The following is a 24613-nucleotide window of genomic DNA, read 5'->3' on the forward strand; positions in this document are numbered from 1 at the left end:
CGATTTCACGCATTTTTTAAAAGATTTTAGCTTTTAAAAAGATTTTGGTATATTTAAGAGATTTGTTGCAATGCGTTTTGGACTTGGGATTTTATATCTTCATAGGCAAAACTCTCTTTAAAATTATCTAGCTTGCCTCCTGCGGCGTTTTTGTGTCCTCCACCACTAAATACCTCCCTGCTTAGCTCGCTTACATCGCATCCCCCATTTGCCCGCAGGCTAATAAGCCCACGCATATTTATATCCATATAAAAATCATAGTCGCTATTTTGTCGCAAAAATCGATTGGCAAGCACGCTAATCCCGCCCATACCATAGCTTAAAAAACCTTTTTTATCGCCATAAAAAATCGTGCATTTATCTTTCATACCTTCTAGCAATTCACATTGTTTGCGTGAGCAGATACTATCCATCGTTTCTTTTTGTGGCTCTCCATTCAATGCTAGCTTTTTTAGCATAAAAACTGCATTATCAAACTCTACCGCGCCTTTTGGCAGATACTCAAACGCAGAATCTAAAAGCGCAAATTTATACGCCCTATGAGGCTCATCAAACATAAAGCGATTTAGCTCGTTGCTTAGGGCTATCATACCAAGTGCGACTTTGCCAAACTCAAAATACTCTCCATCTTCTAGCCAAATATCCACCGCATTTATCATTTCTACAAAATCTTTTAAATTAGCTAGATTTTCTCTTTTTTTGGCATTTTTTGCATTATCTAAAGACGCGCTAGAATCTAAAAACATATTTGGCAATGTCTCATAAGTGATTTTGCTAGCACAGCGCGTATCATCTAGGTGATACCATTCATAGATTTTAGCGCATTCTTCCCCGCTGATATGGTGGTCTAGCAGGAGGGCTTGCACGGATTGTCCGTTTGCTTGGTATGAGGCGATTTTGTCATTTAGCCATTTTGCTTCGCTTAGGGTTAGGTTTAAATCCGTGATTAAAATCAAAAATTCTTTTTTGTTAGATTTTGTGGATTTTGCGTCATTAGAATGAGTAGGCGTGGCAGAATCTTTGGTGCGTTTGTCGTTAGATTTGTCGATTTTGGCGCGAAACTTTGATTCTAGTAGGCTAAGGGTGCTAGATATGTCGCCTTGTGCTAGTTGGGAGTCGATTTTGGTGCAGATATGCTGCAAGCGCGTGGTTACTTCTTTGCCGTAGTTTGAGTTAAAAAAAGTGATATTATCAAATACTTTGTTTGCGATGTATTGGCAACCATAGCCGTCTAAATCGGTGTGTGAGAGATGAAAGACTTGCATTTTTTTCCTTTTTTGTTGTTAGATTTTGATTTTAGATTTTGCGAGGTTTTGCAGAGCTAGATTTATGTCGGTTTTTGCGTGCTTCTAAAGTTTGGCTCTATGATTCCTACAAATTCATATTTAGAGTTTATGTCGATTTCTGCTGAGCTAAGCAGGGTTACATCTACGCGCAATTCACGCAGTTTGTAATATAGCGGACGGCGAAGCTTGGGTCCTGCTATGATGACAAAATGCAAGATATTTTTTGCTTTTAGCTCGCCTATTTTGCTTTCGCACTCTTCTAGGAGTTTTTGCGTTTCGCCTGTGCTTAGCTCTAAGATAAGCCCAAAATCTGGATCCATACGGATTTTGGAGGTTAGATACTCTTCATCGATTGGCGCAAAAGTGAGAATCTTTAGGCTACCATCTTCAGCGGCAAAAGTATGCGTGATTACGCGAGCAAGCTTGGAGCGGACATTTTCTACCACAAAATCAGTATCCATATTTTGCTTATCTACAATCGTTTCTAGGATAGTTAGCATATCTCGTATCGGCACTTGCTCTGATAGTAGCTTTTGTAGCACGGTGCGAATCATAGCGGGGATTTTGCGCGCTTCTTCGATAAGTGCTGGATAATCGTTAGCCATTCTATCAAGGATTTCTTTGACAGCATCGCGAGTGATAAACTCCTCTGCGTGTCGCTTGACTAGCTCACTTATATGCGTGGATATGATTGTGCTAGGGTCGATTATGTTGTATCCACTCATTAGCGCGTCTTCTTTGTCTTTTGGCTCTATCCATAGCGCATTCATACCAAATGCTGGCTCTTTTGTCTCTATGCCATCGATTTTTTTGCCGACAATGCCCGTATCCATCGCTAAAAATTTATGAGGCATTACCGAGCCTTCGCCGATGACTACGCCTTTTAGCTTGATTTCGTAGTTTTGGGGTGGCAAGTGTAGGTTATCGCGGATTCTCACTTGTGGCATCAAAAATCCAAAATTTGACGCTAGATTTTTGCGCACGGAGCGCACCCGCTCGATAAGCACGCCACCTTGTTTTTGATCAGCTAGCCCGATAAGCTCATATCCTAGCCCTAGCTCTAAAAAGTCGATTTTTAGGGCGTCATTTAGATTTCGCTCCTCTTCTTTTTTGATTTCTTCTGGGGATTTTTCCTCTTTTGGTGCGGGGGAGTGATTTATCTCTTTTTGTTGTTCTTCTTCAAAATCTGGCAAAGAAATATTCATATTAAATCGCTTATTTACCCAATCTATAAGGATAGAAAAAAGACTTCTTTTGTCCTCGCGAGATAACATCCACGCGATAAATAGCATAAGAAGCCCCACAAACATAAGCGACAAAGTAGGGAGTCCGGGCACAGAGGCAAAAAGTAGCAAAATCGCGCCTACAATGATAAGGGTTTTTGACTGGGAAGTAAGCTGGGAGATAAGATTTTGGGCGAAACTTTCTTTTGAGTTTTCACTCACTGCGGTGCGCGTAGCGACTATACCTGTAGCTGTGGCGATGACTAGAGCTGGGATTTGCCCTACGAGTCCATCGCCTATGGTTAAAATACTAAAAGTGCTAGCAGAATCTGCAATGCTTAAATCTCGCTGAAAAACCCCGATAAGAAATCCGCCGATAATGTTGATAATAGTGATGATGATAGAAGCGATGGCATCGCCTTTGACAAACTTGCTAGCACCATCCATAGAGCCATAAAAATCCGCCTCTTGTGCTAATGCTGCGCGCCTAGCCTTTGCCTCATCTTCACTTATAAGCCCGCTATTAAAATCCGCATCAATCGCCATTTGTTTGCCCGGCATTGCATCTAGGGCAAACCTTGCACGCACTTCGGTTACACGCGTAGAGCCATTGGTAACCACTAGCAGATTTACAAGCACCAAAATGCTAAAAATAATCGTGCCGATGACATAGTTGCCCCCAATGGTAAATTCCCCAAATGCTGCGATAATATCGCTAACCGCATTTGCTCCTTTGTAGCCCTCTGTGAGTATCATTCGCGTGGTGGCGACATTTAGGGCTAGACGATATAGCGTAACGATAAGCAAAAGTGTGGGAAATGCCGAAAAATCCGTTGGCTTAGTAATGTATAAGGCTATGAAAATGATAAGGATTGAAAGCATAATCGAAATGGTAATGAGAAAATCCAAAATCGCAGGCGGAAGCGGGACAATGATGATAAACAAAATACACAGCAAAAAGGCTACTACGGTTAAGTCTTTGGATTTTTGCAATGCGCCAAAAAAAGAAAAAAGTCGTTTGGAAATGTTTTGAGCTGTGCTTGCCATTTGTGTTTAGCCTTATTGTGTGTTGGTTTGTATATTGTTTTGTGATTTAAGGTTTGGTAAATTTTGTAGGGATTTTTATTTTTTGCCTTTTTTAGCCTTCTACTTTTTTTAATTTTTTGCTTTTTTTAACTTTTTGCCTTATTTATTTTTTTTTGTTTTTTTGTCGCGGGCTTGCAGATTTTATGCAAAATCTAAGCGCATAAAAATCTCTGCCATTAAAATCTTTGAATTGTAGCTAAAAATGACTAAAAAATGGTAAAAAGCGCAAAGTGAAAAAATATAAAAAGTTATTTTGATAATGTGCTAGTAATTTTATATTTATTTAAGCATAAAGATTTTACAATTCACATTTATTTTACATTTTGCTTGTGAATCTTATTTTCTTAAAATGCTAAACATAATGAGAAAATCAACATTTACAAGAATCCAAATGTTCTAAAAGATTTTGTAAAGATTGCGTAAAAAAGGGGTTTGAAATGGTTTTGTATGGGATAAAAATCAATAAAGCATTGGCATTTGTAAGCGTGGCTATGGCGTGTGGCTTTGCTAATCATATCGCATTTGCCAAAGATACATTAGCCCAAAATATGACAACTGCAAGTAATGCTACGCTTGCTAATAACGAGAGAGAGAGAGAGAGAGTAACTCCGCGCAAAATCTTTCTAATGCTATTCTAAGCCATAACGACAAAGATTCCCCCTCCATTGTAAATAATAATCCCACACTTTCCCCCTCCATTGCGGAGGATTTTGCCTTTTATCCCCCCTCCCTTGCGGAGGGGGTTAGGGGGAGGGTAAATCAAACTCCCGCTTCCTCAAAAAACGCTACAAATGATTCTAATGTGGGCTATACCCACCCCCAAACCCCCTCCGAAAGGGAGGGGGCTTTTAACCCTTCAAGTAAATCGTCATTGCGAGCGAGCAACGCGAGCGTGGCAATCTATAATTCAAGCAAAATAGATTGCCACGATTCTACGCTATGCGCAAATTCTCGCAATGACGGCAATCCTTATTGGGCTAAATATTTTACAAATTCTCGCAATGATAAAAGCAAAATAAACCCACAAAAATACATAAAATTAGCCAAAATAGATTCTATCCGCACGGATTTTGTGCAAGCATATTTGCCACAAGAGGCAACAACTTCAAAAATAAATTCTACACAAAAAGATTTGCCACAAACCACAATAGATTCTATGCAAGTTGCAAACAACACAAATACACAAAACAATGTTTTCATAAATAATTATAGAGATATTTCGCGCTACGCGCTCAATATGACAAATGATATAGATTCTATGAAATCAACAAAATCTATACAAACAGATTCTATGCAAATGTTTTTTGCACAAAATGCAATAACTTCCCAACAAACAGATTCCACACCACAAACATTTGACAAATCCTCGCGATACAATAAACTAAAAAAATCAAACGACTTAGAATCAATAAACTTAGAAGCAAAGGATTTAGGCAAGGTAACTGCCACAGGGCATAAAGATATAAACGCAGAATCTAGGGAAAAATATCAATCTAGTGCGGGCGAAATAAGCAGGCAAATGTTAGATTCTAATCCAAGTGGGAATGGGGATATAACAAGCATTTTAAAAATCCTCCCCAATGTCCAATACGACATAGCACAGCAACGAAGCACTACGCCCGGAGAGATTGACCCTGCGAGAATCAGCATTAGCGGGGGATTGCATTATCAAAACAATTTCCAACTTGATGGGTTTAATATGAATAATGATATAAATCCTATGGGGACTACGGGCTATTATGGCGGGGCAAAGGGACAATCTCAAGGGTTAAATATCGACACAAGCCTTTTAGAGTCTATCACGGTGCAAGATTCTAACATAGGAGCGGCTTATGGAGGCTTCACAGGTGGCGTAGTGGAGGCAAATACACGGCGTCCTAGCAAAAAATACGGCGCAAATATTTCTTATCAATTCACGCAGGGTAATGCCGACCCTAGTAAATTCTCCCTTACCAACTATCATATAAACGCCACCACAGATACACAACTTTCAAATTTTATCAATTCTAGCAGTGAATCAAATCAGCCCGTTTTTACCAAACATTTAATACGCGCTAGCACAGAATCTAAAGTCAATGAGCGATTTGGTGTGCTAGCGAGTTTTTCTAGCACGCTTAGTTTTATCCCACTTTGGTATAACTCTCTTAGCTACTTAGAGGCAGGTGGTATAACGCCAAAAAAGCAAAATCAAAATCGCCAATCATATAACTATTTTTTCAAAGCTTATTATGATTTTAGCCCAAATGTCAGGGCAGAATTTACTTATTCTTACGCACCACAAAACAATACATATTTTATCTCAGGGACGAGAGATAATTTTTATACTTCAATTTTAGGAGGACATCAAGCAGGGCTAAAAACAACTTGGGATAATGCTTTAGGCACGCTTACAAACGCGCTAAGCTATTCGTATATGCAAAATTCCACAGAGACGATAGGCTATACAAATCATCAGTTTTGGTATATGAGTGAGGCAAAAAATTGGGATTATACTTGGGGGAGTGTAAGGCAGGGAGGACACGCTCCATACCATTCTACACAGCACACACTAAGCAATAAAATAACGCAAGATTTTAGAGAATTTGAAGTGCTAAAAACCACGCATAGATTCTCACTCGGTGCAGAAATCGCCTACCAATATGTCCAAAATGAAAATCCTAGATTATATTATGCTAGCTCACATTCCCCACGCCCTATGAATGCGCAAATGCAGGCTAACTGCTTAGACACGAACCAAGAATGGTGCGATACCACAAAAACAACTTATGTCTATACAAATGCTAGCAGGAAGTATGCTGCGGCCGATACTTCAAAGGGTGAGAGTCAATATGATAACTACCGTGTAATCTCGTTGCAAGATTTTGGCATAAGCGATGGCACAACACAAGTCAATGGCTACAACACGCAGATTTGGGAATATGGACAATGGGTAACAGGCTCTAGGGCGTTATTAAAGGGGGGAGTTGGGTTAGACAATGCGTTGGGAGCGGTGTTTGTAGAAGATGATATAAACTTACCCTTATGGAAGCTAGGCGAGCTAAATACTAGACTTGGAATGCGCGTAGATACAGATAGCTATATGGGAAAGGTTACTTTTGCTCCGCGCTTTAGTCTAAACTACATTACCCCTGCACTTTCAGAATTTAAAACACAAATCACAGGGGGGCTAAATCGCTACTATGGGCGCAATATCTTTGCTTACGCGCTCGCTGATGGAATGAATACATTGCTAAAATATATCACAAGAAGCGGACCTGATAAAAGTTTTGATGATATTTTAGCGGAGCATTTTGCCACAGGCAATGTATGCGACCCACAAACAGCTGATTATAGCTACAACTGCGTATATCAGGTTGGGCAAAATCAAACCAAATTTAGCCAGCTCAAAGTCCCCTATGTCGATGAGATGATGATAGGTTTTGTGCAAAATCTCCATAATTTTAGCTTGGGGGTAAAATATATCTATCGTCTAGGCAAAGATGAAGTGCGCAGAAGCAGTCGCAATGTAAGTGGATTGCCCGCAGACCCTGCGTATCAAAGCAACTATTACATATACACAAATGAGGGAAAATCCACAACAAATGTCGTTACAATTACTTTGCAAAATAACGCACCGCTAGAGATTTTAGGCATAAAACATAATATGTTATTTGCGTACGATTGGACAAATGTGAGGCGCAACTACACGGATTATACCGATACGCTTACAAATTTAGAGCTAGCAAATCAATGGATAAGCTGGAATGGACAAATAATCCGCTACGCAGATAAACCCGCAGAGAACTTTATCCGCCCTTACACGATACGACTAAATACCACGCATAGCTTTAGCATTGGACGCACAAGGTGGCTATTAAATAATTTCTTTCGGTATAGAAGTAGCTATCTTGCTATGGCAAGCACGCCTGCAAGCTATGGTGGCGTAAATAACCGCCCACAGCCTGATAAAGTAAATGGCGCGTATGTGGATACCTTTCGTCCGCTTCGTATCAAAGGGGCATTTACTTGGGATATTCGGCTAGGCTTTGAAGTCAATGTGTGGAAAGACAATACTTTGTATGCAAATGTGGATATTTATAATGTGCTAGATTCTAAAAATCTTGCCATTGCTTCGGCTTCTTATAGTGCAACCGCAGGGACAACTGCTGTGCCTGTGTATGAAGTAGGACGACAATTTTGGTTTCAAGTGGGGTATAAATTTTAAAAAGTTGTCATACTTAAATCTTTCTCAACAAGCCTAAATATCCAAAAATTAAACTCAAAAACGAAAGCAAATGCAAAAATCTACAAATAATGCAAATTCCTACAAATAACGCAAACTTCAAAATCTAATGTAAATTTTTAAAATCATTTGTGGCATTTTGATTTCTTGCAAAAACATTAGTATGACAGACGCGCTGTAATTGCAAGATTTTACGATTTTTTTTAAGCAAAAATCATTGCAAATAAAAATGCTTGCAAAACAAACTTACAAACAAATTTACAAACAAACTTGCAAATAAAATTTGCAAACAAAAAATCATCACAAACAAAAATATGTCCTCTTATGTTGTGAGATTTATCACCAAAATCTTACTTCCCCAAACAAAATTCACTAAACATTTTATCTAGCATTTCTTCATTTGTATAGGGCGAGGTGATTTGCCCGATAGATGCTAGCGTGTCTTTGATATGGTAGGCAAATAGCTCTAGCTCGCCCTCTTTTAACCTGCCTAATGCTAAATCCAAATGCGCAATGCTAGATTTTATGGATTCTAGCTGGTATGGTGCACTTAGGATTATCTCGCCTTTTAGGTTACTTTGATTGATGATTTCTTTTAGCTTGTCGTGCATTATACGCGCTGTTTGCTCTACTTTTAGCGCACTTATTTTTAGCATATCTTTGCAGATAGATTTTATACGCTCCACATTAGGGCTTGATAGCGCATTTTTGCAATCGCTTTTGTTTAAAATAGCTAATATTTTTTTATCGCTTTTGTTTGCGCTCAAAATCTCTATCACCTCTTTATCCTCGCTATTTAGCGCATTTGAGCTATCAAACACTGCTAAGATAATATTTGCCTCCCTGATAGCTTGCAAACTACGCTCTATGCCTTTAGATTCTATCACATCATTGCTAGCTCGTATCCCTGCTGTATCGATAAGACGGATAATGCTACCATCGATTAAAATCTCTTCTTCTATGCTATCGCGTGTCGTCCCTGCGATATTTGAGGTAATCGCCCTCTCTTCAAGCAAAATCGCATTTAGCAAGGAGGATTTTCCTACATTTGGTTTGCCGATGATTGCTAGTTTCCACGCGTTGCCTATTTTTGCTCTTGTGGTAGAAAAATCATAGATTCTACATAGCCTAGTTTGCAAGGATTTTAGGTTTATTTTTATGCTTTCAATAAAATCGCTAGGTATCTCCTCCTCACTATAATCAATCATCATTTCAGCACTAGCAAGAGCTAACAATAGCACTTCGCGCACTTCGCGCACAAAATCCCCCAAAGAGCCTTTTAGTTGGGCTATAAGCGCGGTTTGCAAAAATGCGTCCTTTGTGGCTATCATTTGAGAGATGGCATTTGCTTGAGATAAATCAATCCTGCCATTTAAAAACGCCCTCTTGGTAAATTCTCCACCGCGTGCGAGCCTCGCTCCATAATGCAAGCAAGAATCTAGCACTTTTTGGGCGATAATATCGCTTGCGTGGCATTGCACTTCGATAATATCTTCGCAGGTGTAGCTATGCGGGGCTTTGTAATAAATAATAATCGCTTCATCTAGTAAGATTTCATCTTTGTCATAAATATTGCACAGCGTAGCGTAGCGCGGGGCAAAATCTAGGCTAGATTCTTTTGTGGATTTTGCGTTGTTTGCATTGCTTGTGTTTGTGGTGGATTTTGCAGAATTTGTGTCGTTTTCGTTGATTTTGTTGTTTGCATTGCTAGTAGATTTTGATAGATTTGTAGAATTTTTTGTAGCAGTGTTGGCGTTTGCAGAATTTGCAGATTTTATGGCGGGTTTGGCAATTTGTTGTGCGATATAAAGCGCGTTAGCCCCGCTTATGCGGATTATTGCGATTCCCCCTCCTATGCCACTACTTGCTGTGGCAATCGCTACGATTGTGTCTTTTTCGTATTGCAAAATCTACCCTGTTTTGCGCTTGTGGTTTAACATATTGGAGTTTTATTTATTGCCTTGCGCTTGGAGGGCGGTTAAGGCGACTACGCCTACGATGTCCTCCGCACTGCACCCGCGCGATAAATCGTTAATTGGGGCTGCCATTCCCTGCGTGATAGGACCATACGCCTCTGCTTTTGCGAGCCGTTGCACGAGTTTATACCCGATATTTCCAGAATCTAAATCAGGGAACACCAGCACATTTGCCTTGCCTGCGACATTTGAGCCTTTTGCTTTAGATTCTCCCACGCTTGGCACGATAGCCGCATCAAGTTGTAATTCCCCGTCAATAGCGATATTTGGCGCAAGGCTTTTGGCAATATCACGCGCTTGCGTTACTTTGGTAACATCATCGTGCTTGGCACTGCCATAGGTGGAGTGGCTTAGCAAGCCCACAAAAGGCGTGGTTTTTGTGAGAGATTCAAAGCTTTTTGCCGAGCTAATGGCAATGTGGGCGAGCTCCTCTGCGCTAGGTTTTTGCACTAGCCCGCAGTCCGCAAAGACAAAAGTCCCATTTAGCCCAAAATCACAATGTGGCACGACCATCACAAAAAAACTTGAGACGATTTTAGAATCTTTTGCCGTGCCGATGATTTGTAGCCCCGCTCGCAGCACATCAGAAGTCGCATTTATCGCGCCTGCGACCATTCCATCTGCCTTGCCACTTCGCACCAATGCTACGCCAAAATACAGCGGATTATTAAGCAACAACTCTTTCGCGCTAGATTCTGTCATTCCCTTTGCTCCTCGTAATTCTACAAAAAGCGCGATAAATTCCTCTAAAAGAGGGCTAGTAGCGGGGTTTATAAACTCTGCTTTTTGCACGCTTACGCCCTTGTCCTTTGCGCGTGTATGTATATCCGCCTCATCACCTACCAAAATCACTTCTGCAAAGCCCTCTTTTAGTATCGCGCTAGCCGCCTCAAGCGTGCGTATATCGCTCGTCTCTGGCAACACGATTTTTTTAATGTCAGCTTTTGCCTTTGCCTTAATGTTGTCGATAAAACTCATTTTACACCTCTTTTTAAGAATTTTTGAGATACAAAAATATATGCTATTTTGGGTAAATTTATGACTAAATCACTGCTTTGTCGCCTACCAAAATCACAAAAGATTACTTTTATACACATTTTTAGCGTAGATTTTGGTTTGTAAAGCGCAAATGTTTGAAAAAGTCGGCTAGCAAAAACGACTAAAAATCATCTAAAAAATTCGGCTAAAAAAATATCGCTATCGCGCGTATGTAAAGTCAATTATTGATTAAAATCTATTTGCAGGTTTCACAATAGCAGTCTTTGCAGTATTTGCGGATTATTCGCTCGACTTCGTCTTGGTATTTTTGCGAGTCATACATCGCAAAGCAGGATAAAAGCGAGCGGATTTTATGATGCTTGTCAATGTAGTTTTGCAATTCTTTTAGTGGGCGTTTGCCTCCCCATTTTAACCGCTCTTTTAGAGAATCTATGTCTTTTTTGACTTCCGCATTTGCTTGCAAATCACGCGAATAATTCGCACAATAATCTAACCCCCAGATTTTATAATCCTGCCTTGCAAAAAGTTTAAACATTTCTTTGCCCTCCATATTTACAGACATACTTGTGATATTGCTAAATGGCTTTGCCCCAAAAGCAGGAGCAAAAAACCCTGCCAAAATCAAAACAAAAGCAGGCAATGAAAAAATCGCAAAAGTTTTAGTCTGCGACAAACAAATATGCTGCGTGCTAAGCGGTGTCATTTGGATTCCCCTTTTTGTAAGATTTTTGCAAAATGGCAAGAAATGGCAAGATTTGATAAGATTTATGGCAAGAAAGTTTCAAAAAAATAGCGATTATAGCAAGTTTGCCTAAAAAAATGATAAAGATTTTGCCCCAAAACAAGCCCAAAACAAAGATTTTGACAAATCATTAAAATCTATCTATAAAATCCTTAATTCACAATTTGCTTTTAAGCAAACTTTGGTTAAAATTTGCGTTTTTTTATGTCTTGCGTTATTTGGGCGTTATTTGGATTCTTGCTTTTTGGCGGATTTTGATGCGGATTTGGCGAGATATGATTCTATCTTTTTACTTTTGGGAGTGCTGCAAATGGACAATCTACTTGATGATAAAAATATCATAGACATAAATATTGATGATAGTATAAAAGAGAGCTATTTAGATTATTCGATGAGCGTGATTGTGGGGAGGGCTTTGCCTGATGCAAAAGACGGGCTAAAACCTGTGCATCGCAGAATCCTCTATGCGATGAACGAACTAGGCGTAAGCTCGAGGGCTAGCTATAAAAAATCCGCTAGAATCGTGGGTGATGTCATCGGTAAATATCACCCGCACGGCGATACGGCGGTTTATGACGCGCTTGTTAGGCTTGCGCAAGATTTTTCTATGAGATTAGAGCTAGTCGATGGGCAGGGGAATTTCGGCTCAATCGATGGCGATAGTGCGGCTGCTATGCGATATACCGAAGCGCGCATGACGCAAGCAAGCGAGGAAATGCTCCGCGACATAGATAAAGATACGGTTGATTTTGTCCCAAACTATGATGACACGCAAAAAGAGCCAGATGTCTTGCCGACACGGATTCCAAACCTGCTAGTAAATGGCTCAAGCGGTATCGCTGTGGGAATGGCTACAAGCATTCCTCCGCATAGAATTGATGAGATTATAGACGCGCTTTTTTGTGTCATAGACAATCCAACTGCTTCGCTAGATACGCTACTAGAACATATCAAAGGACCAGATTTTCCAACAGGTGGAATCATCTATGGCAAGCAGGGCATAATTGACGCGTATGGCACGGGAAGAGGACGCATACGCGTAAGGGCAAAAACCCACATAGAAAAAACCAAGACAAAAGACATTATCATCATCGATGAAATCCCCTACCAAGTCAATAAAGCAAAGCTAGTGGAGCAAATAAGCGAGCTAGCAAAAGAAAAAGTCATAGAGGGCATAAGCGAAGTGCGAGATGAAAGCGATAGAGATGGTATGCGCGTAGTCATCGAGCTAAAAAAAGATGCAATGAGTGAAATCGTGCTAAATAATCTTTATAAATCCACAACGATGGAGAGCACATTTGGAATCATACTGCTAGCGGTAAATAACAAAGAGCCAAAGATTTTCACACTTTTAGAATTGCTAAATATTTTTATTTCACATAGAAAGACGATTATTATCCGCCGCACGATTTTTGAGCTAGAAAAAGCTAAGGCTAGAGCGCATATCCTAGAGGGGCTAAAAATCGCGCTAGATAATATCGATGAAGTCATAAAGCTAATCCGCGCTAGCAAGGACACAGAGGAAGCAAAAAATGGGCTTATGAGCAAATTTGGCTTAAGCGAGCTACAAGCAAAAGCAATCCTAGAAATGCGTCTCCAACGACTAACAGGGCTAGAGCGCGATAAAATCGAAAATGAATACGCCGAGCTCCTAAAACTAATCGATGAGCTAAGCAAAATCCTAAAAAGCGAAGAGCGACTAAAAGAAATCATCAAAGATGAACTAGCCGAAATCAAAGATAAATTCTCCACGCCTCGCAGGACGCAGATTGAGGAGGATTATGATAGCATTGATATAGAGGATTTAATCCCAAATGAACCTGTGGTGGTAACGATGAGCCACAGAGGCTATGTCAAACGCGTCTTGCTAAAAACTTATGAAAAGCAAAATCGTGGTGGCAAAGGCAAAATCAGTGGCAACACGCACGAAGATGATTTTATAGAATCTTTCTTTGTGGCAAATACGCACGATACGATAATGTTTATCACAAATCGCGGACAACTCTATTGGCTAAAAGTCTATAAAATCCCAGAAGCTGGACGCACGGCTATCGGCAAAGCTGTGGTAAATCTAATCAACTTGCAAGCTGATGAAAAGATAATGGCGACAATCACTACAAAAGATTTTAACAAAGATAAATCGCTAGTGTTTTTCACCAAAAACGGAATCATCAAACGCACTAATCTAAGTGAATATAGCAACATACGAAGTGTGGGCGTGCGAGCGATAAACCTAGATGAAAAAGATGAAGTCGTAACCGCTAGAATCATAACCCAAGAAGTCAAAGAGCTATTTATCGCTACGCAAAAAGGAATGTGTATTAAATTCCCAGTCGATGATGCTAGGGAAATCGGCAGGGTAGCAAGAGGCGTAACAGGCATACGATTTAAAGAAAAAAATGACTGCGTAATTGCAGCCACTACGATAGGAAGCGATGAGGACAAACTCCTAACGGTAAGTGAGAGAGGCATAGGCAAGCAAACAAATGCAGGTGCATATCGCTTGCAATCGCGCGGTGGCAAGGGCGTCATCGTAATGAAAATAGATGACAAAAAAACAGGGAATCTAGTAAGCGTAGTCAATGTAAATGATGAAAAACTAGACCTTATGGTGCTAACAAGCAAGGGTAAAATGATACGCGTAGATACCGAAGCTATAAGAGAATCTGCCCGCAACACGATGGGGGTAAAAATCGTAAATGTGGCAGGTGAAAAAGTCGCATTTGCCGTTACTTGCCCAAAAGAAGATAAAGGAGATGATGAAGCAGATGAAAATAGCGAGAATACAGAAGTAGAAGAATAACAAAAAGTGGAGGGGATGTTGAATGGATTTTTGGAGGTGGAATTTAGAGATGGGATTCTAGGTAAATCACTTCAAGCACGGTATGCTTAAGATTTTTTCTTTTATTGCTAAAATTTTACAAAAGGATAAAAAATGCTTTCAAACACATTCTTTCTTAAATCCTACATTTTGCGCGTAAAATCGCGTTTATTGAGCTATTTTCAAACCCGAATCTCCGTTGCTCATAATTACAAGATTCTCTCGCCCAAATTTTTCTACATTATTTGCCTAAATAGCGTTGCGTTTGCGATAATGGCAGATAATTTTAGCTTTTATGAATTGCAAAAGCGATTTTTTAGAGCGATTGCCTTTAATTTTGTCGCAACTTACGCGATTCTTTATGTTTGTGCGTTTTTCTCGCGAATCGTGGCAAATATCGCGCTAAATGCGATTTTTGCCCTTACATTTGCTATCGGCACGATAAATATTTTCTTAATCCTTAATTTCTACTCGGTAATCAATTATGCCGCCGTTGAGGTGCTTTTGGCAAGTAATGTGCGCGAAGCGAGAGAATTTATCGCAATGTATGCAAATGCCAAAACGCTTTTTGCTTTGGTCGCGTTTGGTATATTTAGTGCGCTATTTTGCACAAATATTTTTGCATTGCCTAAAAAATTCGCGCTCCCGCGACAAATCACAATTACGCTAAATCCCAAATTCGCGCTTGGAATCCTAGCCCTTGTGCTAATTGCAAGCTACGCACACAAAAAGGATTTGGCAAATTTAGGCAGAAAAAGCGAAATGCTTCGCGTGGCAGAGGCGATAAAATATCATCGCAAATTAAGCAAAGATTTTAAAGATTATCGAAATTTTGATGCGTATTTGGACGCAATGGTAGAATCTAAACTCGCTCAAAATAGCGCGAATATCGGGGGGGGGGGAACTCTCATAGCCTAAAAAACGCCACGCAAAATACTGCGCAAAATCCCGCAAAAATCTCCACGCAAAATCCGCAAAATTTAGATTCTACGAAAAAATCCCCCTACATTTCTCAAAAATCAAAAATCCCAAAAATTATCCTAATCATCGGCGAATCCACACAGCGCAACTATATGTCGGTATATGGCTATCCATTGCCAACTACGCCACATTTAGGCGCACTTCAAAAGAGTGGCAATCTCTACGCTTTTAGAGATATAGTCGCCCCAGCCACGCACACAAATGAAGCACTAAAATACGCACTCACTTTTCACAACTACGAAAACAAAGAAATCGCGTGGCACACGCAGATGAATATCATTGACGCGATGAAAGCTTTGGGATACAAAACCGCGTGGTTTAGCAATCAAGATTCAATAAGCGTGTGGGGTAATGTATTTCAAGCGATTTCTAAACGCGCCCATTTCACGCAATATAGCACGAATCGCGGGAGTTTGGAAAACGCACTTTATGATGAGATTTTGCTAAAAATGTTTGCAAAATATCGGGCAAATCAAGATTTGAGAGAATCTAAAATATACACGCGAGATTCGCACACAGACGCACAAGATTCAAGCGAATCTAACGCGCAAGATTTGCACTCAAATTCACAAATTTCGCAAGATTCGCAATTTATCGTTTTTCATCTTATGGGCACACACGGACACTATGAACATCGCTATCCAAAGGACAAAGCCACATTTGCCCCGCAGGATTTACGCGCTAAAAGCCTTGATAGATTTTATGGTGAGGATAAAAAACCACTAAATGACGCACAACTCCAAATGCGCACAGACTATGCAAACGTGGTGGCTTACAATGATGAAATAGTCGCACAAATCATCAAAGAATTTGAAAATGATGAAGCAATCGTGTTTTATTTTAGCGACCATTGCGATGAAGTCTTTGATGAGCGCGATTTTTTGGGGCATACTTATAGCTTTGTCTCGCGCTATATGGTGGAGATTCCTTTTATGATTTATATGAGCGATAAGTTTAAAAAAGCCCACCCAAACATTGAAAAGCGCGTGAAAAAGGCGCAAAATCTGCCCTTTATGACGGATAATTTTATGCACGCATTTTTTGATTTGCTAGGGATTGAATGCGCGGATTTGGATTATAAATTTAGCCTTTTTAGTCCCAAATTTAACGCAAATCGGGCGCGAATCATCTATGGCGTGGATTATGATAAAGAGCTAAAAAATAAGGCGCAATTTTTAGTGCCAAACAAAATTTGGCTTCATCGCGTTGATGAAATCGCAAAATTAGAGCGGTATTTTGGCGAATATGGGAATTTTGAAATCGATGTGCATTTCTTTGATGAAAATCTAGTAAGGCAAGTAGGCAAAGAAAAGCCATATTTTGATGTGGGACACGATGGTGTGGAAAAAAGCATTGGGTTAGATTTAAGCGAGATGCTAGAAATCATCGTGGCAAAAAATAAAGCCTTTTATGGCAATGTTAAAAATCATAAAAATACTTCAAAAATTTGGGTTGATTTTAAAAATTTGGATTCAAACAATGCGAAATCCGCGCTAAAAGAGCTAAAACACATTGTAGCAAAGACGGATTTTGGAGTGCAAAATATTATCGTTGAGAGCGGGGATTTTGTAGCGTTAAAGGCGTTCAGGGACGCTGGATTTTACACAAGCTACTATGTGCCTTACTACACGCAAGATGAGCTAAAATCCGCTGATAGAATCAAAGCACATTTAGAAAATGTAGCCACAAGTGGCAATGTAAATGCGCTTTCATTCCCATACTATCTCTATGATTTTACCAAATCATTAGGGCTAAAAAACGCGCAAGGCAGGGATATTGACTTGCTAACTTGGAATGAGGGACAGTCGTGGAGGGAACAAGCTCATAGCCACAAAGTTTTTGATGATGCGCAAATCAAAGTCATTTTGGCAGGCGAAAAAGGCGCGTGGCGGTAAAAATAGCGATATGATTTTGTAGTGTAAAATTATATCGCAATATTGAATGTTAAATTAGTAAGGCTCAATTAAACTTAAGCGGTTGATTTCTTATTATTTTTTTGACAAGATTTTATACAAATCTTGTCCATTGATTTTGGTGATAGCTATCTAAATTCTGTTTCTTTCAAATGAAGTAAGAAACTCTCTCTTTTTTAATGCCTTTAAGTTTGCTTAATCTATGTTTAGCATAGCCCATTTTGTTTGCAGTTGCAAGTCAAACGAAGCAAAAAAATGGTGGTTTTTTGCCATATCCACCCTCTTTTTCCTCACTCGCCTAGCACCGAAAATCCATATTAAAATATTGCTTTCATTAACTTCAATTTCGCCTTGCATTTTAGATATTTTTTCATATTCTTTTACGATTAAGATTCTAATTTGCTTAAAAATCGTAGCGTAATGTAACTTCTGAAATTTGCGTAATTTTTGATATTTTTGAGGCTTTAATATCTAAACTTCTTGCAAAGTTAATAGCGTAAGCAAAATAGAAACATATTTAAGAATCGCTCACAAATTTAGCCTCTGAAAATCTTGGACGAATAATATACTTGTTATTCATCGGTGCAACCATAACTTAAGACTTATTTATGTGAGATTGAGTTGGATTGAGCCTTTTTTTTGATTCTGTCAGTTTAGTTAATCTATGATTAGTGTATCTCGCTTATGCTTGCAGTTTGCAGAGAGGCGAAGTTTGCGCATTATGCGATTCCATTTTTTGACATTCCCAATCCAAAAATCTGGGTTTTGATTTGTGCTACCTTGTGGGTGAATATCGTTAAAAGAGTATTCAATGATATAATTCCCCCCCCCCCCCAATCATTGTGCGTTTTGTCATACTTCTTTTGCTATGTCTCACATTGATAAAAGTGTATTTTGCAGTATGAATTTTTTGCATTTCGTCTAAAAAGACTTGAAAATCTTGCAAATCATTATCTCTATTTCCAACAAAAACTATGTGTTTCGAGTTTGATAGCGCGTTTTTAAGATTTGCAAGCCTACGCTTATATTTGTTAATAAATTCAGGGTAATAATCCTCAACGCTTTTATCGCGCGAAAAATCGTGCATTGAAATCATACCCGTTTGAGTATCTTGCACAAATCTATGGCTATATCTGCTCTCATCTTTGCGAATCTCTTCAAATTTTGCAAAAAAATCCGCACCATCATTTTTGAGAAAATAAGCGATATACTCTAATTTATATGCCATCATCCAATCAAATGGTGATGAAAATTTCCGTAAATTAAATTTTTGCAAATAATGTGCTGGACGACACGCACTGCCAACGCTTATAAACAAATCCGCACGAATGATTCCATAAAAATAATCAATGCGTTTTTGAATCCATCTAAACATAAATTTGTTACCTAAATTAGCAAACTAGATGATTATAATCTAAGGATTGTTTTAGATTCTACACAAACTCAATAATCGCCATTTGTGAAGCATCGCCGCGTCTTGTGCGAGTGCGGTTTATGCGTGTGTAGCCACCTTTTCTCTCTTTATATCGTGGGGCTACTTCAGTGCATAGTTTTTTGGTAGCGGATTTATTTTGCAGATACGCATACACAAGTCTATGGGCGTTAAAATCCCCTACTCTAGCAGTTGTTACGAGCCTCTCAATATAAGTTTGCAACTCTTTTGCCTTAAATACGCCTGTTTCGATTTTTTCATTTGCAATAAGTGCTATGGCAAGATTTTTTAGCAATGCTTTTCTATGTGCGCTTGTCCTGCCTAATTTACGATAGCCGTGATGATGTCTCATTTTTAGCTCCTTATCTTGTTTTGCCTATTTTTTTATTAAACGCGGTTTGGACTTCTGGAGGGAGGCTTGAGCCGATAGGATAGCCAAGAGAGCTAAGCTTTTCAGCAATCTCATCAAAGGATTTTTTGCCCATATTTTTGATGCCTTTCAAAGTAGATTCTGGCATCATAGCTAGCTCGCCGATATATTGCACGCCGATTTTATCAAGGCAGTGAAAACACCTTGTGCTAAGGTTTAGCGTATCAATTTTGATAAGCAGAGTTTTTAAATCGATTGGGTCATCTGGAGGGAATTTAATATCTGGGTTTAGCACAGATACTTCACTACCAAATATATTCATATGCGCTTGGGCTATGGCGATAGAGTTTTTAAACACATCAAGAGGCTCTACCTGCCCGTCTGATTCGATTTCAAACACGACTTTTTCAAAATTTGGATTATCCTCCACAAGCACATCTTGGATTTCATAGATTACCTTTTTTACAGGTGTGAAATGTGCATCTAGCGGAATCAACCCGATTTCTCCTGTAAAATCTTTGTCTTTTCGCACCAAATCATTTGGCTTAAATCCAATAGAGCGCTTAACTACTAATGAAAAGCTAAACTTCGCATCTTCATTGATAGTGGCAAGGTGTTCTTCTTTATTTACGACATCAATTTCATCGTTTGCTAAATGTGCCCCTTTTAGCTCCATAGGACCTTTAAAGTTGTAGTTTAGGCGAATTGTATTTTGCAATTCTTTTGTCTTGCTTGCAAAACGAATCTTTTTTAGATGCATAATAAATGGTGTTACATCTTCTACCACACCACGCATAGAATCAAACTCGTGGGAAACCCCATCAATATGCAACATAACAGGTGCATAACCCGGAGTGCAAGATAGCATAAGCCTACGCAACGGATGCGCAAAAGTAATGCCATAACCCGGCTCAAAAGGCCACACACTTACACGAATACGATTTGTGCCAATGTCCTCTACTAAAATCTCATTTGGAATGTGAGGAACTGTCTTAAAAATATCCATATCATCACCTACTTTTTAGCGTTATTTAGAATACAACTCAACAATAAGTCTCTCTTCAATAGGAATCACAACTTCTTCTCTTTGCGGATAGCGAGTGAAAATCCCAAACTTTTTATCCTTATCGACATCAACCCACGCCACAATACCACTTTGAGCACTCAAGTCAAGTGCGCGGACAACTTGTGGGTTATTTTTAGATTTTTCTTTAAGCTCAATTTTTTGTCCTGCTTTGACAATGTATGAGGGTATATCTAGCCTTTTGCCATCGACTAAAATATGCCCGTGTGTAACAAGCTGTCTAGCGTTTCGCCTAGTCGTAGCAAACCCCATACGATACACGACATTATCAAGCCTGCGCTCAATAAGCTGTATAAGATTTTCCCCTGTGTTGCCCTCCAAGCGATTTGCCTCGACAAAAATAGAGCGGAATTGTTTTTCAGAAACCCCATACATAGCCTTTGCTTTTTGCTTTTCGCGTAGTTGCAATCCATAGTCTGAAATCTTGCCTCGCCTTTGTCCGTGTTGCCCAGGTGCATACGGACGCTTATCAAGCGCGCTTTTCCCTGCTAATCGCCTCTCTCCTTTTAATGCTAAAGATACGCCAAATCGCCTCTCTAGCTTTTCTACCGGTCCTCTATATCGTGCCATATTGCCTCCTTATACTCTTCGTCTTTTGGGTGGTCTGCAACCATTATGCGGAAGCGGAGTGATGTCTTTTAGCCACAGCACTTTTATGCCCTCTGTCGCTCCCACGCTTTTTATCGCTGTTTCTCTGCCACTTCCCGGTCCCTGCACTTTTATGCCTACTTCTTTGATTCCGTGCTCCTTTGCTTTTGCTAATGCGCTTTCAACGGCTTGTTGGGCTGCATAGGGGGTAGATTTTTTGCTACCTTTAAACCCCAATCCCCCAGCAGTAGCCCAGCAAATCACATTGCCCATTTCATCAGTAACGGTTACATTTGTGTTGTTAAAAGTTGCAGAAATACACACGATACCTCGTGCAATATTTTTCTTTGCAACGCGCTTTTTATTTGTAGTGGTTTTTGCCATATTTTATCCTTTGCGTAAGTGCTTTTATGAGCTTTTTGAGCCAACGGTCTTGCGTTTGCCTTTTCGTGTGCGAGCGTTATTTTTGGTAGTTTGTCCTCGCACGGGTAGCCCCTTTCTATGTCGCAATCCACGATAGCTCCCCAAATCCATCAATGATTTTATATCCATTTGCACTTTTTTACGCAAATCCCCTTCAACAATATAGCTTTCTTGTATTTTTTTTGCGATTACAGAAACTTCACTCTCGCTGAGATTATCAACCCGCTTGTCAAAAGAAATATTTACCGCACTTAAAATATCTCTAGAGCTTTTTAGCCCGATACCATAGATATAAGTAAGCGCATACTCAACTCGTTTCTTTTTTGGCAAATCTACACCAGCAATTCTAGCCATTTTCTATCCTTGTCTTTGTTTATGTTTGGGAGTGGAGCAAATCACTCGCACAACACCTTTTCTTTTGATAATCTTACACTTATCACACATTTTTTTTACTGATGGTCTAACCTTCATTGTCGCTCCTTTTTATATCAAAACATTATGCCTTTGATTTTTGAAAACCGAGATTTTACCCAAATTTAGTTTAAAACACGCTTATTTTCACTTATATCGATAAGTGATTCTGCCTTTGTCCAAACTATATGGAGTAAGCTCTAATTTAACCGTATCGCCGGGCAAAATCTTAATATAGTGCATTCGCATTTTGCCTGCAATATGACAAAGCACAATATGCCCGTTATCAAGTTGCACGCGAAAAGTCGCATTTGGCAATGCTTCTATTACTTTGCCATCGACTTCTATGACATCATCTTTTGCCAATCTAACCTCCTTAAATTGTTGTTAGGATTCTAGCTTTTCCGTTTTGGATAGCTAGAGTATGTTCATAATGGCTACCATTTAGTCCATCTTTTGCCCTAACCGACCACTTATCAGCCAAAATCACAGGCTCGCCATTTTTTTGAGCTATCATAGGCTCTATACAAAAAACCATTCCTTCTTTGATTTTGGGTCCTTGCTTTGGGTTTTTGGATTCTAAGTAGTTTGGGATTTCAGGCTCATCGTGTGGCTTTCTACCTATGCCGTGTCCGCAAAATCCAAGCAAAGGCACAAAACCTTTTGATTTGATACGATCTTCTAAAAATAAACTTAACTCCTTAAAGTGCAAGCCTACTTTGATAAAATCTATCGCTTCATAAAGCGTATCTTTTGCGCAAGCGATTAGCTCCTCATCTTTTTTGCTAATCTTGCCAATCCCTATGCTTACCGCACCATCGCCATACCAGCCATCACACTCCACGCCTAAGTCAATGCCTAAAATATCGCCCTCTTTTAGTTTATAATCCGTTGGGATTCCGTGAATGATAATTTCATTTAGCGATAGACAAGTGGCATTTGGAAAACCATAAAGTCCTTTAAAAGCAGGTTTGCCACCATTTTGCAAAATATGATTTTCTAGCATAGAATCTAGCTCTTTTAGACTAAGCCCTGCTTTTGCACTTTTGCTAGCTAGGTTTAGCGCACTTGCTACGATAGAAGAAGCCTTTGCGATAGAATCTATCTCTTTTTTATTACGGATAACGATAGCCAAACTAGAATCCTACCGCACTAAGCGTCTTGTATTTATTCATATAGATTTGTGCTTCGATTTTTCTCATCGTATCGATAGCGACTTGCACCACGATAAGCACGGCTGTCCCGCCAAAATAAAACGGCACACCAAGTAGCTTTACCAAAATCCAAGGCAAAGTAGAAACAAGGGCAAGATATAAAGAACCCCACAGCGTTAAGTTATTTGCCACAGAATTTAGAAACGATGAAGTCCCTTCACCCGGTCGCATACCCGGGATATATCCACCTTGCCGTTTTAGATTATCCGCAATATCTTTGGCATTAAACACAATAGATGAATAAAAATATGCAAAAAACACCACAAGCACAAACATTAAAATATTATAAAAATATTGATTTGGATTTAAAAAATCTGCGACAGCTTGGAGGTATTGATTGCTTGAGGCTTGCAAAATCGTAGATGGAAATACCAAAATCGCAGAAGCAAAAATAGGAGGAATCACCCCACTAAGATTTAATTTAATAGGAATATAATTCATAATTCGCTTATTTTGATTTTGCATAATGACTTTGCGAGCATAAGAAATAGGAATCCTGCGTTCAGCTAGCTCAATATACACGATACAACAAATCGTAGCGATAATAATCGCGGCGATAAAAATAAGGCTAAGAATGTTGATTTCGCCTGTATTTACTAGCTTAAATGTCGCGGCAACCGCGCTTGGTATCCCAGAGACAATCCCACCAAAAATGATAAGACTAATCCCATTCCCCACGCCTCTTTGAGTGATTTGCTCCCCTATCCACATAAGTAGCATAGTCCCTGTCAGCATACAAAAAACAGAGATTACCAAAAACTCACTCATATCAATGAGTATCGCACCATTGCTACCACCACCGATACTTCGTAGCCCAAAAGATACGCTAATAGCTTGAATCACAGTGATAAAAATCGTTACATAGCGGATAATCTGCATATATTTTTGCATACCATCTCGCTCTTTTTTCATTTTGCCTAAAGCTGGGAAAGTCGCTGCTAGCAACTCCATAACGATAGACGCAGTAATATAAGGCATAATGCCTAGCGAAATAATGCTTAATCGCTCCACTGCATTGCCACTAAACATATTAAACAAGCCTAGTGCGTTGCTTTGATTGGTATCAAAAAAATCTTTTATGACGACCAAATCAACACCGGGGATAGTGATATAAGCTAATACCCTGTATGCAAAAAGAAATGCTAGAGTAATTAAAATCTTATTTATGATTGTTTTATTCATCGTATCTTACTCGTATTGTGCGTTATTTTTTTGTCGTTGCGAAGTTTTGATGATAAATGACAACTATATCATACACTTGTTTTACGCTTGACTATCTTGTGTCTCTTGGCTAGATTTTGGCTTACTTTTTTTGCCACTCACAGAGATTCTACTATCTGTTATTTTGTTTGTAAGTGCTTTTGCGCCCTCGCCGATTAGCTTGACTAAAATCTTTGGCTCTTTTGATATTTGTTTAGCATTACCTTTGTTTGCCTTTGGTGAATGTGTAGCAGAATCTTTTGTCTCGCCTTTCTTACTTGCATTAGAATCTAAAGTATCTAAACCGCGTGCAAAACTAGGAAGTTTATGCACGGTATGGATTGATTCTATGCTTATTTGGGATAGTTGGGCGACTTGTTTTACTTTATCTACATTTATGGCGTATGGCTTTTGGATATGGCTTACAAAGCCTACTTTTGGAAGTCGTCTTTGCAATGGTTGCTGTCCGCCCTCAAAGCCTCTTTTTGCTTTGTAGCCTGTGCGTGCAGTCTGTCCTTTTCCACCACGAGTGGAGGTTTTGCCCATACCGCTACCTTGCCCGCGACCTACTCGTTTAATATCTTTTGTGCTACCCTTAGCAGGTTTAATCAAATGTAAAGAAGCCATAGATTCTCCTTGCTT

Annotated in this window: 23 protein-coding genes and 1 pseudogene; 5 read left to right on the forward strand and 19 right to left on the reverse strand. The window is 39.4% G+C overall.

What is annotated here, in order from left to right:
• Positions 1 to 53: 53 nt before the first annotated feature.
• Together ACWIX0_RS02325 and flhA are read right to left on the reverse strand one after the other, a co-directional pair.
• Positions 54 to 1265, reverse strand: a complete 1212-nt coding sequence (locus ACWIX0_RS02325; protein ID WP_454171614.1) for a DHH family phosphoesterase — start codon at positions 1263 to 1265, stop codon at positions 54 to 56.
• A gap of 62 nt (positions 1266 to 1327) precedes the next feature.
• The gene (flhA, locus tag ACWIX0_RS02330) at positions 1328 to 3556 is read right to left on the reverse strand and encodes a flagellar biosynthesis protein FlhA (RefSeq protein ID WP_454171616.1); all 2229 of its coding nucleotides are present in this window, start codon (positions 3554 to 3556) and stop codon (positions 1328 to 1330) included.
• Between the two features lie 476 nt (positions 3557 to 4032).
• Here flhA and ACWIX0_RS02335 point away from each other — a divergent pair, with 476 nt between their 5' ends.
• Positions 4033 to 4233 carry a hypothetical protein gene (locus ACWIX0_RS02335; protein ID WP_454171617.1) on the forward strand — a complete coding sequence of 67 codons (201 nt, stop codon included), beginning with the start codon at positions 4033 to 4035 and terminating at the stop codon, positions 4231 to 4233.
• Here the strand turns inward: ACWIX0_RS02335 and ACWIX0_RS02340 are convergent.
• Positions 4230 to 4358, reverse strand: a complete 129-nt coding sequence (locus tag ACWIX0_RS02340; RefSeq protein ID WP_454171619.1) for a hypothetical protein — start codon at positions 4356 to 4358, stop codon at positions 4230 to 4232. The two genes, ACWIX0_RS02335 and ACWIX0_RS02340, sit on opposite strands and share 4 nt — an antisense overlap.
• Before the next feature lie 39 nt (positions 4359 to 4397).
• Between ACWIX0_RS02340 and ACWIX0_RS02345 the strand changes: the two genes are divergently transcribed.
• Entirely contained in the window at positions 4398 to 7799 is a 3402-nt protein-coding gene (locus ACWIX0_RS02345; RefSeq protein WP_454171621.1) for a TonB-dependent receptor plug domain-containing protein, read from the forward strand.
• A gap of 368 nt (positions 7800 to 8167) precedes the next feature.
• Here ACWIX0_RS02345 and mnmE read toward each other — a convergent pair whose 3' ends face one another.
• The 3 genes from mnmE to ACWIX0_RS02360 all read right to left on the reverse strand — a co-directional run bounded on the left by mnmE (position 8168) and on the right by ACWIX0_RS02360 (position 11495).
• Complete coding sequence (mnmE, locus tag ACWIX0_RS02350; RefSeq protein WP_454171622.1) at positions 8168 to 9724, reverse strand: tRNA uridine-5-carboxymethylaminomethyl(34) synthesis GTPase MnmE; 1557 nt, start codon at positions 9722 to 9724, stop codon at positions 8168 to 8170.
• A gap of 42 nt (positions 9725 to 9766) precedes the next feature.
• Positions 9767 to 10771 carry a phosphate acetyltransferase gene (pta, locus tag ACWIX0_RS02355; RefSeq protein WP_454171624.1) on the reverse strand — a complete coding sequence of 335 codons (1005 nt, stop codon included), beginning with the start codon at positions 10769 to 10771 and terminating at the stop codon, positions 9767 to 9769.
• Between the two features lie 256 nt (positions 10772 to 11027).
• Positions 11028 to 11495 carry a hypothetical protein gene (locus tag ACWIX0_RS02360; RefSeq protein WP_454171625.1) on the reverse strand — a complete coding sequence of 156 codons (468 nt, stop codon included), beginning with the start codon at positions 11493 to 11495 and terminating at the stop codon, positions 11028 to 11030.
• A gap of 349 nt (positions 11496 to 11844) precedes the next feature.
• On the opposite strand from ACWIX0_RS02360, the gene gyrA reads away from it, so the two are divergent.
• The 3 genes from gyrA to ACWIX0_RS02375 all read left to right on the forward strand — a co-directional run bounded on the left by gyrA (position 11845) and on the right by ACWIX0_RS02375 (position 17231).
• Positions 11845 to 14337, forward strand: coding sequence for a DNA gyrase subunit A (gene gyrA / locus ACWIX0_RS02365; RefSeq protein ID WP_454171758.1), 2493 nt, complete (start codon positions 11845 to 11847; stop codon positions 14335 to 14337).
• 132 nt (positions 14338 to 14469) lie between these two features.
• Positions 14470 to 15273 carry a phosphoethanolamine transferase domain-containing protein gene (locus tag ACWIX0_RS02370; RefSeq protein WP_454171627.1) on the forward strand — a complete coding sequence of 268 codons (804 nt, stop codon included), beginning with the start codon at positions 14470 to 14472 and terminating at the stop codon, positions 15271 to 15273.
• Positions 15274 to 15392: 119 nt separating this feature from the next.
• Positions 15393 to 17231 carry a phosphoethanolamine transferase gene (locus ACWIX0_RS02375; RefSeq protein WP_454171760.1) on the forward strand — a complete coding sequence of 613 codons (1839 nt, stop codon included), beginning with the start codon at positions 15393 to 15395 and terminating at the stop codon, positions 17229 to 17231.
• Between the two features lie 213 nt (positions 17232 to 17444).
• Here the strand turns inward: ACWIX0_RS02375 and ACWIX0_RS02380 are convergent, their stop codons facing one another.
• From ACWIX0_RS02380 to rplO, 13 genes and pseudogenes are all read right to left on the reverse strand, one after another.
• Entirely contained in the window at positions 17445 to 17606 is a 162-nt protein-coding gene (locus ACWIX0_RS02380) for a hypothetical protein (protein ID WP_454171629.1), read from the reverse strand.
• A gap of 300 nt (positions 17607 to 17906) precedes the next feature.
• Positions 17907 to 18086 (reverse strand): hypothetical protein, encoded by a 180-nt coding sequence (locus tag ACWIX0_RS02385; RefSeq protein WP_454171631.1) that lies wholly within the window; start codon positions 18084 to 18086, stop codon positions 17907 to 17909.
• A complete protein-coding gene (locus ACWIX0_RS02390; protein WP_454171633.1) occupies positions 18058 to 18624 on the reverse strand; it encodes a DUF1796 family putative cysteine peptidase in 567 nt (188 codons plus the stop codon). Before ACWIX0_RS02390 ends, ACWIX0_RS02385 begins: the two co-directional genes overlap by 29 nt.
• 58 nt (positions 18625 to 18682) lie before the next feature.
• Entirely contained in the window at positions 18683 to 19033 is a 351-nt protein-coding gene (gene rplQ, locus ACWIX0_RS02395; RefSeq protein WP_454171635.1) for a 50S ribosomal protein L17, read from the reverse strand.
• Positions 19034 to 19043: 10 nt separating this feature from the next.
• Positions 19044 to 20057: a DNA-directed RNA polymerase subunit alpha gene (locus tag ACWIX0_RS02400; RefSeq protein ID WP_454171637.1), complete on the reverse strand. Its 1014-nt coding sequence runs from the start codon at positions 20055 to 20057 to the stop codon at positions 19044 to 19046.
• A 21-nt stretch (positions 20058 to 20078) separates the two neighbouring features.
• Positions 20079 to 20705 (reverse strand): 30S ribosomal protein S4, encoded by a 627-nt coding sequence (rpsD, locus tag ACWIX0_RS02405; protein ID WP_454171639.1) that lies wholly within the window; start codon positions 20703 to 20705, stop codon positions 20079 to 20081.
• Positions 20706 to 20714: 9 nt separating this feature from the next.
• Entirely contained in the window at positions 20715 to 21107 is a 393-nt protein-coding gene (gene rpsK / locus ACWIX0_RS02410) for a 30S ribosomal protein S11 (protein ID WP_454171641.1), read from the reverse strand.
• A 24-nt stretch (positions 21108 to 21131) separates the two neighbouring features.
• Positions 21132 to 21500, reverse strand: coding sequence for a 30S ribosomal protein S13 (gene rpsM, locus ACWIX0_RS02415; protein ID WP_454171642.1), 369 nt, complete (start codon positions 21498 to 21500; stop codon positions 21132 to 21134).
• A gap of 3 nt (positions 21501 to 21503) precedes the next feature.
• On the reverse strand, positions 21504 to 21617 hold the full coding sequence (gene rpmJ / locus ACWIX0_RS02420; protein WP_023927895.1) for a 50S ribosomal protein L36: 114 nt from the start codon (positions 21615 to 21617) through the stop codon (positions 21504 to 21506).
• An 87-nt stretch (positions 21618 to 21704) separates the two neighbouring features.
• Entirely contained in the window at positions 21705 to 21923 is a 219-nt protein-coding gene (gene infA / locus ACWIX0_RS02425; protein WP_454171644.1) for a translation initiation factor IF-1, read from the reverse strand.
• Between the two features lie 10 nt (positions 21924 to 21933).
• Positions 21934 to 22692, reverse strand: coding sequence for a type I methionyl aminopeptidase (gene map / locus ACWIX0_RS02430; protein WP_454171646.1), 759 nt, complete (start codon positions 22690 to 22692; stop codon positions 21934 to 21936).
• Between the two features lies 1 nt (position 22693).
• A complete protein-coding gene (secY, locus tag ACWIX0_RS02435; protein ID WP_454171648.1) occupies positions 22694 to 23953 on the reverse strand; it encodes a preprotein translocase subunit SecY in 1260 nt (419 codons plus the stop codon).
• Positions 23954 to 24292: 339 nt separating this feature from the next.
• Positions 24293 to 24598 (reverse strand): annotated as a pseudogene (gene rplO, locus ACWIX0_RS02440) (50S ribosomal protein L15); the annotation flags it as partial.
• Between the last annotated feature and the right edge of the window lie 15 nt (positions 24599 to 24613).

This window comes from Helicobacter sp. T3_23-1059, assembly GCF_053654515.1.